The organism is Mesorhizobium sp. M0778 (assembly GCF_040320105.1).
Classification (GTDB): domain Bacteria; phylum Pseudomonadota; class Alphaproteobacteria; order Rhizobiales; family Rhizobiaceae; genus Mesorhizobium.
Map to the genome: position 1 here is coordinate 1 of NZ_JAMYPA010000045.1, position 10,337 is coordinate 10,337.

The 10,337-nt window shown below is 60.3% G+C and carries 7 protein-coding genes and 7 pseudogenes; 8 read left to right on the forward strand and 6 right to left on the reverse strand.

Annotated elements, in window-relative coordinates; translation table 11 throughout:
* The 3 genes and pseudogenes from NKI22_RS31045 to NKI22_RS31055 form a co-directional block, all read left to right on the forward strand.
* Positions 1-542: pseudogene (locus NKI22_RS31045) on the forward strand (type II toxin-antitoxin system HipA family toxin); the annotation flags it as partial.
* A gap of 1,172 nt (positions 543-1,714) precedes the next feature.
* A pseudogene (locus tag NKI22_RS31050) lies at positions 1,715-1,956 on the forward strand (AAA family ATPase); the annotation flags it as partial.
* 102 nt (positions 1,957-2,058) lie between these two features.
* Positions 2,059-3,441, forward strand: a complete 1,383-nt coding sequence (locus tag NKI22_RS31055; protein ID WP_352485047.1) for an AAA family ATPase — start codon at positions 2,059-2,061, stop codon at positions 3,439-3,441.
* 693 nt (positions 3,442-4,134) lie between these two features.
* Here NKI22_RS31055 and NKI22_RS31060 read toward each other — a convergent pair.
* Together NKI22_RS31060 and NKI22_RS31065 are read right to left on the reverse strand one after the other, a co-directional pair.
* Entirely contained in the window at positions 4,135-4,416 is a 282-nt protein-coding gene (locus NKI22_RS31060; protein ID WP_352485048.1) for a Fic family protein, read from the reverse strand.
* Between the two features lie 160 nt (positions 4,417-4,576).
* Entirely contained in the window at positions 4,577-4,855 is a 279-nt protein-coding gene (locus NKI22_RS31065; protein ID WP_245278789.1) for a Fic/DOC family N-terminal domain-containing protein, read from the reverse strand.
* Between the two features lie 28 nt (positions 4,856-4,883).
* Here NKI22_RS31065 and NKI22_RS31070 point away from each other — a divergent pair, with 28 nt between their 5' ends.
* The 5 genes and pseudogenes from NKI22_RS31070 to NKI22_RS31090 all read left to right on the forward strand — a co-directional run bounded on the left by NKI22_RS31070 (position 4,884) and on the right by NKI22_RS31090 (position 7,005).
* Positions 4,884-5,087: a hypothetical protein gene (locus NKI22_RS31070; protein ID WP_023723017.1), complete on the forward strand. Its 204-nt coding sequence runs from the start codon at positions 4,884-4,886 to the stop codon at positions 5,085-5,087.
* A 28-nt stretch (positions 5,088-5,115) separates the two neighbouring features.
* Entirely contained in the window at positions 5,116-5,361 is a 246-nt protein-coding gene (locus NKI22_RS31075; protein WP_023723018.1) for a hypothetical protein, read from the forward strand.
* 382 nt (positions 5,362-5,743) lie between these two features.
* Positions 5,744-5,984, forward strand: a pseudogene (gene nifH, locus NKI22_RS31080) (nitrogenase reductase); the annotation flags it as partial.
* A 143-nt stretch (positions 5,985-6,127) separates the two neighbouring features.
* Positions 6,128-6,478: pseudogene (locus NKI22_RS31085) on the forward strand (transposase); the annotation flags it as partial.
* Positions 6,479-6,720: 242 nt separating this feature from the next.
* Complete coding sequence (locus tag NKI22_RS31090; protein ID WP_023723021.1) at positions 6,721-7,005, forward strand: hypothetical protein; 285 nt, start codon at positions 6,721-6,723, stop codon at positions 7,003-7,005.
* 844 nt (positions 7,006-7,849) lie between these two features.
* Here NKI22_RS31090 and NKI22_RS31095 read toward each other — a convergent pair.
* The 4 genes and pseudogenes from NKI22_RS31095 to NKI22_RS31110 form a co-directional block, all read right to left on the reverse strand.
* Positions 7,850-8,454, reverse strand: a pseudogene (locus tag NKI22_RS31095) (IS5 family transposase); the annotation flags it as partial.
* Between the two features lie 445 nt (positions 8,455-8,899).
* A pseudogene (locus NKI22_RS31100) lies at positions 8,900-9,184 on the reverse strand (3-oxoacyl-[acyl-carrier-protein] synthase III C-terminal domain-containing protein); the annotation flags it as partial.
* A 38-nt stretch (positions 9,185-9,222) separates the two neighbouring features.
* A pseudogene (locus NKI22_RS31105) lies at positions 9,223-9,641 on the reverse strand (sulfite exporter TauE/SafE family protein); the annotation flags it as partial.
* A gap of 121 nt (positions 9,642-9,762) precedes the next feature.
* Positions 9,763-10,337 (reverse strand): TCP-1/cpn60 chaperonin family protein (locus NKI22_RS31110; protein WP_352959658.1); only part of this gene is annotated, 575 nt, incomplete at its 5' end.

Consider the following 10,337-nt stretch of genomic DNA (forward strand, 5'->3'; position numbering starts at 1 on the left):
CGCGGCGCCGATGGCGATAGGATTCACATTGAGGATTTTGCTCAGGTCTTCGGTGTCTATTCCTCGCGCAAATACGAGGGCGCTGCTTACCATGACATAGCCTCGGCGCTTGGCGTGGCCGTCTTGACTACGGCGGCTCTCGAATTCGTCCGCCGCTTGGCGCTGACTGTCATCACCGGCAATGGCGACATGCACCTGAAGAACTGGTCGTTGATCTATCGCGGAAACGGCTTTAAGCCGGCCCTTTCACCAATCTACGACCTACTGTCGACCGTGCCATATCTTCCCGCGGACGCCATGGCGCTTTCGCTTGGAGGAGAGCGCTCGTTCAAGGCGCTAGCAGCACCGCGATGGAAAGCATTTGCGAACCGTGCAATCCGGAGCCGCCAGTCCTGAAGGCAGTGGTCGAGACCGTCGAACTCGTCAACGAGCACTGGTGGCATCTGCCTGAGCGCGACGTTGTCGCGGGGAAAGTGCTCGGGTGGATCGACGAGCATGTGAAGGCGATGACGCCGATACTGAACTCCTGCGCCGAGAAGTGAGCCGAGCCTCTTGGCTTAACGTTGGCGGAATGATCGCCAGCGCCGGTGGCCCAGCCTCACTTGGCAGGCTTCTCCCTTTTTGTTGCGCGTCAGTTTTGTCCGCTGTCCAACGATGTCGGATTTGCGACATAGTCGCAGTAGAACTATGATGTTCTTTATAAAACACGTACATGCAGGTTCCGCTGCGAGCCTTAGGTGCTGAGGGAAACGCTTGTCGCATGCAGATGATGTTTATCCGGTGCTCTGGCTGCGGCGAATTGGACCAACAAAGATAGCGTTAGAAAGTATGGCTCCGGCAAAACTCATCCAACATTGCGGTTAAGCGGCCCGACAGTCATCTCCGACAAGCGACAAAATCAACTGAGCGTTCTCGAGTGCCCGTCAGATATGCGCCGTGTGGACCGACGCGACTGCGGTTCAGAATGAGACCCCCGGCGCGTGTCACGATTGCAGGACCCGACGCTCCGGGACAGCTCAAGAACCTCTTGGCTTGCGCGGCGACATGATTGGCGATACTCCAGCCGAATTGGAGCACCAGAAGCTGGCCCAGCAGCAGCTGCAAATCGGGGTGCAGCACGAGTGCCATCATACGTGCGATTAGTGACAACACCAGCGCGACGGCCCAACGACCGCTTGGGCGGCGTGTAAGAAATTCCGCTCGGCACCACTATCTGAAGATAACCAGGGTGCGCCAAGACAAGACAGGCGAGGTCGAGCCGTCAACGAACGCATTGTAAAAAGCGGCAGATGTGTTGGTCGCGGTTGAGCGCCAGCTCGTGTTCAATGTGCGAACGGCCGGCCCAGATCAATGGCAGGCTGGAGCGATACAGAGGTATGCGTAGACCGACGTCCTTGCTGCGGTCTCCCCGATCAAAATCGCCTCAGACTCGCTGCCTGACATTCCCAACTTCTTTCCGGTCTGCGAGGTATGCGGGTCGCAAGTAACGGAAGCCGACACGTTGTGTCGCCTTTGTCGGGTCCGCGACACAGGCTGGCTTAGCCAATCTCTTGTTGCCTCGGGCTAAGCAGCTGAAAAGAATTCACGAATTTTCTTCTCCGGCCCAGTCAGTCACGTTGGCACGAGTCTTGAAAACCTTGGTGCAAGGCGGCGAGAGCTGCCAACGCATTCATGTCGCGGGCAGCCGCAAATGGAACAGAAGAAGGAAAGCTACATGTCAGGTCTGCGTCAGATCGCGTTCTACGGCAAGGAGGGCATCGGCAAATCGACGACGTCCCAAAATACGCTCGCCGCCCTTGTCGACCTCGGGCGAAGGATCCTCATCGTCGGCTACGACCCCAAAGCCGACTCCACCCGCCTGATCCTGAACGCGAAGGCGCAGGATACGTTCTGCACCTCGCAGAACAAGAAGGTTCGGTGGAAGATCTCGAACTTCAGGACGTGCTCAAGGTCGGCTGCTTCCAAGCATCCTGACTTGTTGTACAGCATGCTGTGAGGACACCTGATGCATTGTCGCGCGAATCGTCGATCAATTGTGAACTCACAAAGGATATCACCATGACTGAGGTTATTCGCTTTACCTGGCAGGCACTTCATGCCCATTTCAAAACCGATGATTTGATGGAGCTGACGAGCTCCCACCGACGGTTTTATCCACATCTCCTGCCGGATCTTCAAACCATGATCGAAGAGCAGATCGCGCCTCTGTCTCCCAAGCTGGTCGGCGTCCACCAGTTCTACGACTCTGAGCCCATGAAGCTATCAGACCTTATCATTCGCCAGGAACATGCCGTCGTTCCGATAACACCCTTGCAATATCAGGACATCGACATCGGCGAAGAGGAGCCTTATGCGTCTCTGCACAACGGCCTGTGGTTGTTCCAGATCGGCGACGAGCCGGTTGCGGTTTTTCTGTCGCAGTTCACCGCCCCATACAATGGCATGACATACGTTCAAGTGGAAATCGCTTTTCTGCCCGGCGAGCAGGCATGCGACTTCTCGCGCGAATTTCTTCGCAAGATCCAGGAGGGCTGCGAGAGCTCACGATATTATCGCAACAAGGTCCTCTCTTTCGAAGAAGATGCAGGAACCTCTGGGATGCAGGGTACGATGCGGGTTCATGGTCTTCCTGCCGTATGCCGGAACGACCTGGTGCTTTCCGAGGCAACTATGGCGCGTCTTGATGCCCACATCTTCGATTTCGATGGACACCGAGAGGAGCTGAAGCGTCTCGGCCAATCGACGCAAAAGGGTATTCTGCTTTACGGACCTCCGGGGACAGGCAAGACGCACGTCATCCGTCATGTTTGTGCCAACCTGCCTGGCCGCACTACCGTTCTGGTCACGGCTGAGCAGACAATTGCGATTGGGTTCTACATCGCGCTGGCGCGTACCTTGCAGCCGAGCATCGTCGTGCTGGAGGACGTCGATCTGGTGGGCCGGTCGCGAGAGGATGTTCATGGTCAAAAGGCCGAACGCCTCCTCAACCGTCTGTTGAACGAGATGGACGGTCTTGAGTCAGGGACAGATATCTTTTTCTTCCTGACGACGAACCGGCCGGAGGACATTGAGGAAGCGCTCGCTTCGCGCCCGGGCCGCGTGGACGAAGCTATTGAAATTCCGCTCCCCGACGCTGGTTGCCGCGAGCGGCTGATAGCGCTCTATGGTGGTGCTCTCACCTTCGAGAGCGGAGCGGTGGCCGATGCCGTCGCACGCTCAGACGGCAGCAGCGCGGTCTATGTCAAGGAGATGGTCCGTCGTCTGGCCCAACGGAGCCTCGCGCGAGATGGCTCTCATTTTGTCTCGCGCGACGATGTGGAGGTGGTCTTCGGCGACTCCGGAGTATTGTCCAGCCGTCTCAACAGGCGCATCGTCGGCCTCACCGACAAGGCGTCAAGAAGAAAAAAGGCCGAAGAAGATGACAGTGACTGCTGCGGCTAAAGTTCTGCGGCCCGAGTGCGCCTTGTGCTGATTTTCGATGACTTCGCTCTAATCAGCGCAAGGCGCCAGTGGGCGCCCCTCGGCCATGCCTGGTCGGCTCGATGCGAGGCCAGGAACGATGAGTGCCCGAATTCACTTGGCGGCTCACCTGCGGAGCGGTCCCGCACCGCTCCGATCCGCCGCAGTCAGTGTTCGTCGTGAACGACGCTTGCGCACTGCCAGCCCTGGATGAACAGCCTCCGATAGCCGAAGCGTCGCCACTAATTGGCGAGGCTGCAGGAGTCGTTCGCGCAGCGTGGTGTGATTTTCATGGAATGAGCACGCGAAAATGCGGGGTCGGGATTCCACGGTCATTGACAGCGTGATATGATTTCGCGGTTGGTAGCGATCAGCCACTGTCCAATTCCGTTCCGGTTCGCACGCATTCCAGATAGGCGCGATAGGCGAAGCTGCGGTCGCGCTTCTTCCCCATGGTGTCCACGAGAATATTGGCTTCGGTCAGCGCCTCGATCGCACGGATCGCGTCGCTTGCTTACGCCGATCAACTTTATGACCGAGGCAACGCTCACGACCGGATGACGCGGCGATTGCTCGAACAGTCTGACTGCGGAGCCGGAGGCGGATTGGGCTTGGAGCAGTCGCACCCGGTGCGAGGATACGAGATTGAACAGTTCACGCGCCGAAGCGACGGCTTCACCGGAAGTGGTGGCGATCGAGAAAGAAGTCTATCCAGCCCTCCCAGTTCCCTTCCACCGGATTAAAATCGAGGCGCCGGTAGTACTCTTCCCTGTGGCGCTTGAAAAACAGGCTGAGATAGAGGAGCCGCGCCTTTAGTAAGCCCCAGTGCTCCAAGAGCAGGGCGATCAGGAGTCGCCCGATCCGCCCGTTGCGGTCGAGATAGGGATAAATGATCTCGAACTGCACGTGGCGAAAACCTGCCCGCACCAGCTTCGCTAGCGGATCGTCGACGTGGATGTATTTCTCAAATTCGCTGGGAAGCTGGGGAAGCTTATCCGGTGGCGGCGGGACCTAGGTCGCATTGCCTGGCCGACTTCCCCCGATCCAGTTCTGGCTGCGGCGTACGTCTTCTTGTTCGAACAACGCACGACGCGCATCAACCGCTTGTGCGTCTCGTTCAGGAGCGCATGGAAATCGGCAGCCCCTGCTTCGACGCAAGCTGGTCGCGGGCATAGGCGAGCGTGTCGAGGTAGTTCGTGACCGCTTCCATATCGGCGTTGGGTGCCGGCCCCTCTTCGGCCTCGAAAGCCAGAAGGTCCACGAGTGCTGCCTGCGTGCCCTCGATCTGCGACGAGATCACTGCCTCCTTGCGCACGAAGGCATAGATGAACCAATCGAGGTCAAGGCACCATATCGCCAGCGCTCGCCGCCCTTGTCGACCTCGGGTGATTGCCATGACGACCATTGTGTACCGAGATGGGATCATGGCAACGGACAGCCGCGTCTATTCGAGCGACGGCAGCCCGATCGGCTTCAAGAAAAACCTGCACGTCCTGCCCAATGGCGCCCTGGTCGCGTCCTCGTCGAGTGATGTCGGCCAGACCGACGCCGCGAGCCACGGCGGCCAGACCGACGCCTTCGCCAAATGGTGCAGCCAGGTGGTCAACGAAGGCCATCCCCACCCATGACAGCAAGATCGGCGTCAAGGCGCTGCTGGTGTGGACCGACGGCACCGTCCACTACTGGAACCATTGGTCCTGCTTTACCGGGCCGCTCGAGGCGCCATTCTTCGCGATCGGCTCCGGCACGGAGTTTGCACTGGGCCCGCTGCACGCGGGCAGAACGGCCGAGGAAGCGGTCAGGATCGCCAGCGAGTACGATTCCTTAACCGGCGGGCCGATCCACACTGCGAAGCTCTCCCCTATCCCGAACCCGCCCAACACGCCGATTTCGGGTGTCTAGCCGTGAAGAATCTACGCCGTCAACGTCACCCAGCGGCTGACGCTTACCTAATGCGGCCGCAGCCGAGGCGCAAAGACCAAGCATGTGCTAACGTTCAACATGGATCACCCGATTGGAGGCCGGCCAGTTGTCGGGCTCCTGGGAGATCAATAGCGGTCGCAAGTAACGGAATCCGACACATTGTCGTCTTTGTCGGGTCCGCTACACACGGTTTGCTTAGCCAATCTCTTGTTGCCTCGGGCTAAGCAGCTGAAAGTATTCACAAATTTTGCTCCGGCCCAACTCAGCCGAGTTGGCACGGGTCTTGAAGCCCTTGGTGCAAGGCGGCGAGCTGCCTTCATGGCGCGGGCAGCCGCAAATGGAACAGAAGAAGGAAAGCTACATGTCACGTCTGCGTCAGATCGCGTTCTACGGCAAGGGGGGCATCGGCAAAGTCGACGACGTCCCACGCTCGCCGCCCTTGTCGACCTCGGGCAAAGGATCCTCATCGTCGGCTGCGGCCACAAAGCCGACTCCACCCGCCTGATCCTGAACGCGAAGGCGCAGGATACGTCCTGCACCTCGCAGCACAAGAAGGCCCGGTGGAAGATCTCGAACTCCAGGACGTGCTCAAGGCCGGCTACTTCCATGCATCCTGACTTGTTGTACAGCATGCTGTGAGGACACCTGATGCATTGTCGCGCAAATCGTCGCTCCATTATGAGCTCGCAAAGGATATCATCATGACTGCCGTTCGCTTTGCATGGCAGGCACTCCATGCCCATTGGCGCTTTACGAGGATGTCTACTGCCGGCGCGGCGCTGCCGAGAACCACATCAAGTCGTGGAAGACGCATCTCGCCGCCGACCGCACCTCCGGCACAAGAGCGACGGCCAACCAGTTCCGGCTGTTCCTGCATGCCGGCGCCTACTGGCTTATGGGGGGCCTGCGTGCCGCGATGCCGAAACGCTCCAGCTTTGCAGTCGCTCAACTCGACACGCTGCGACTGCGCCTCATCAAGATCGCCGCTCGCATGGTCGACATGAAGACCCAAATCCGCCTGCACCTGCCGACATCCTGCCCGGACCAGCGCATTCTACGCATCGTCCTCAGTCGCATCCCGCAACTCGCGATATAAGCAATGGGGCGCAGACGTCCCGGAACAAACCCGCTGACCTCAACCCGCAAACCCTCGCCTTCCATCACGACGGATCACCGCCGGCGCCTGATGAGGCTTGGGAAAACGCACAGCAAAGGAAACCAGATCGCCGCTTCAGGCCGCCGAAAGCTCTTCGCCGTGCATCAAGCGGGCTAGGTTCCGCGGGCGATCTAATGCTTCCCAGAATCTCTACAATCAACTTTTGTGTCGAGGAGGAAAGTATGTGGTATAAGACGGCGATGGTGGTCGCGCTGGCCACAATCTGCACAGGCTGCATGACGGCGGAAGACCGCCGTGCCGCGGACGAGGACCGCCGTGCCGCGGACGAGGCGCAATGCCGGTCCTACGGCTTCGTCGGGAACGATGCCTTCGCCGAATGTCTGCAGCGCATCGAGCTCGAGCGCCGCGCGGACCTGAGAAGCGCGTGCGCTTTCGATCCTTGGGACCGGCCGGTGATCTATCGTCCGGTCATCATCCGCCCATGGCCCTGTTTTGAAGATTGGTAGATTCATGTCGTTTATGCAGCCTGTCAGGATGTTCCTTACGACGCGACCGGGCACTCGATAGGATCAAAGGCGTGTGCGGCTAGAGCTGGTCCGGCGATGAAGCGGGGGATCTCGGCTTCGTCGCCACAGGTTTTGGCAGCAGCGTCATTCCGACCACCGCAAGGAGCCGGAGAAGCTCGCCTACTATCTGGTCTGGGGCACGGCGTTGGCCGAACTGGCCGGTGCCGCCGCCTGCGCTGGGCGGTCGAGGAATGGCTTCGAGCGCACCAAAGACGATCTCGGCCTCGACCACTACGTCGTGAAATTCGCTGACTGCTTTTGAGGCTACTGTCAGCTAGCTCTGCCAAAAGGGTTGTTGTTGGGACAACAACTGGCGACCTTATGAAACCAGTCACCTTACCAAAACCGTCCGACGTGCCGATCGCAGATGGCAAACGACACCGCATCATCCGCAAAACATTAAAGAACGAGAGAAAGGCAACAATGACACCGTCACCAAAAGATGTCGCGGCCCCGGGCCTCCCGAAACCGTCGACGAAATTTCGGCCTGACTGGCTGCGCCCGATACTTCCTGCGATCGCGCTGGCCCTGGTAACGACCGCTCCGGATCCGGGCGCCACTTACAACGGGGGACGGAAATGTGAGAAATTTCCTAAATCTTTGTTGTGCAATCCGCCAGACGACGGAGCAGACGACGGAGCGGACCGTGGTCAAGGGTGATGGATGAGCTTTTCCGCCCCATGTCCTTTGTCACAGGTTTGTCCTTCGTTGATGGGCAGCACGGGGACGAGATGGGGCTTAAGACGACGGTTGATCCAGCTCTTATCCGCGGGTTGGTAACCGCACTGGTGCCTTCGGCCACACGCGGTCCCTGATATCCAGGTCGGCGAACACCTTTCGGATGAAGGGGAATGGTCGCCGCGAGGCGTTCAGGACCGGGCCGGCGCCGTCGCGATCCTGGATGCTGGCGGGATGCGGATAAGGGACGAGAGCCCGACCGTCGGTGTCGACCAGCGCATGGCGCTTGCGGCCTTTGATCTTCTTGCCGGCGTCATAGCCACGCGGCCCGCCACTCTCGCAGGTCTTCACGGTCTGGCTGTCGATGACGGAGGCCGTGGGTGAAGCCTCTCGGCCGCAACGTTCGCGATCCAGCATCAGGAGCTTGTGGTTGATCTTCTCGAACAGGCATGTGTCACGGAACAAGCAAAACCAGCGAAACACCGTGCTCCTCGGCGGAAAATCCGATGGCAGAAGACGCCACCCGATCCCGCCGCGCATGACGTAGAAGATCGCGTTCACGATCTCGCGCAATGGCCATTTGCGCGGTCGCCCCGTCGGGCGCGCCGTGGGCATGAGTGGCGCGATCAAACTCCACTCTGCGTCCGTCATGTCTGTTTCGTAACGCAGGCTTGCGCGGTTATGCTGGCGGCGAGTAGCTGGCGTCCACATCAGGTCTCTCCAATCAGGCTTCGACAACCCGTTGGAATCACGACCGCGCCAGCTGCTCAACCCCTTCGGCGAGATCAATATTGGAGCACATGTTTGTGTGGATGTAGATTCACACGAATCCACTAACACATTGAATGCGAGGGCGGCTTGCGGCATGACCGAGGTGCGTGAGGATAGCGGCCCCCCGCCGTAGCCTTGCTGATAGTGCCGTGCGGTTGACGGATCGGATTATGCTCGGCGTCTCGCGATCGTCGAGCATAACGCGCGAAGCCCGCGAGCCCGACGATCCAAGGCAAACCGGCATGGCGAAACACTGCCTTCATGAACAAGCCGTCCGAAGCTCCAGTCCATCCAGAATAGCATTGGTCGGGCGAGTGACAAACTGGCGAACAGCCTTCACGTGTGCCGCGCATGAGAGCGCCGGCCAACGAGCGGGCAAAACCCGTCAAAGCTTCTTGAGCAGTGCGCCGCCGATCGAGTATCCCCGCCCTGAAGGTGCAGAGCAGGCCGTAATCGCCCGCCTTCATATCCTCGTGGTTTTCCTTGAAGGCGATGATCGCGCCGGCCGCCGCCGTGTTGCCGAGCCGCTCCAGCACCATTGGCGCCCGGTCATGCCGACATCATGGCCGAAGGAGAGCTTCAGGATCATCGCGTTCATGCGCGCATTGGCCTGATGCAGCCAGAACCGGCGGATGCCATGCGGGGTCAGGCCGTGCTCGGCCAGGAAATCCGTTGAACATTGCCCCCAGCGGTGTTTCAGCCGCCGACCATCGGACCCCAACCACCGCCACCGGCCGGTGGAGGAACGCGCCTGCGGCGCCCAGCGGAGCCACCAGGCAGGTAGGAACCGGATTGTTGGGGATCTTGCGGAACCACCGGAGCTGTTTCACCATGTCGCCGTCGAAACAAGGTCAGCACGAAGGCGCCGAGGCAGCCGCCGAGGGGATGCCGAACGGTGCAAGCCGCCAGAACAGCTTCCAGTCGATATTGCGGTGGTAATGGTGCGCCGTGCCGGATGCGGCCGTGGTGAACACTTCCGCCGCGTGCACCGCGGCCGAAGCCTGCGCCGGCGGAACGCCGAAGGAAAGCAGAACCGTCGAGGAGATCGCGCCGTATGCCATGCCAAGCGCACCGTCGACCGCCTGGGCGAGAAAGCCGACTATGGCGAACAGAATGAATTCAGTCATTGGTGTCCGCCATAAAGTGCGCCGCATGCAGGCCTGTGGATCGGGCAGCCGGCTTGGATCCGCGCCAGAGAAAAGGGCGGCATCGCTGCCGCCCTTTTCCTGTAGTTGGAGGTTGGCTGGATCAGAAATCCATACCGCCCATACCGCCCATGCCGCCGCCGCCCATGCCGCCAGGCATGCCGCCGCCGCCACCCGACTCCTTCTTCGGAGCCTCGGCGATCATGGCTTCGGTGGTGACCAGCAGGCCGGCGACCGAGGCCGCGTCCTGGAGAGCCGTGCGCACGACCTTCATCGGATCGACGATGCCCATGGCGATCATGTCGCCATATTCGCCGGTCTGGGCGTTGAAGCCGAAGGTCGCGCCCTTGTTGTCGAGGATCTTGCCGGCGACGATCGAAGCTTCGGCGCCTGCGTTCGCTGCGATCTGGCGGGCCGGAGCCTGCAGGGCGCGGCGAACGATGGCGATGCCGGCGGTCTGGTCGGCATTGGCGCCGGTGACGGTGATGGCCAGCGAAGCGCGCAGCAGGGCGACGCCGCCGCCGGGAACGATGCCTTCTTCGACGGCCGCGCGGGTCGCGTTGAGGGCGTCATCAACGCGGTCCTTCTTTTCCTTGACTTCCACTTCGGTCGCACCGCCGACGCGGATGACGGCAACGCCGCCCGCCAGCTTGGCGAGACGTTCCTGCAGCTTCTCCT

Bases quoted from the DNA above. Each gene is read 5' to 3' on its own strand.
- NKI22_RS31065 (WP_245278789.1), bottom strand. From the start codon at position 4,855: ATGGCAATCACCCGAGGTCGACAAGGGCGGCGAGCGCTGGCGATATGG.
- NKI22_RS31090 (WP_023723021.1), top strand. From the start codon at position 6,721: ATGTGGTATAAGACGGCGATGGTGGTCGCGCTGGCCACAATCTGCACA.
- NKI22_RS31055 (WP_352485047.1), top strand. From the start codon at position 2,059: ATGACTGAGGTTATTCGCTTTACCTGGCAGGCACTTCATGCCCATTTC.
- NKI22_RS31070 (WP_023723017.1), top strand. From the start codon at position 4,884: ATGGCAACGGACAGCCGCGTCTATTCGAGCGACGGCAGCCCGATCGGC.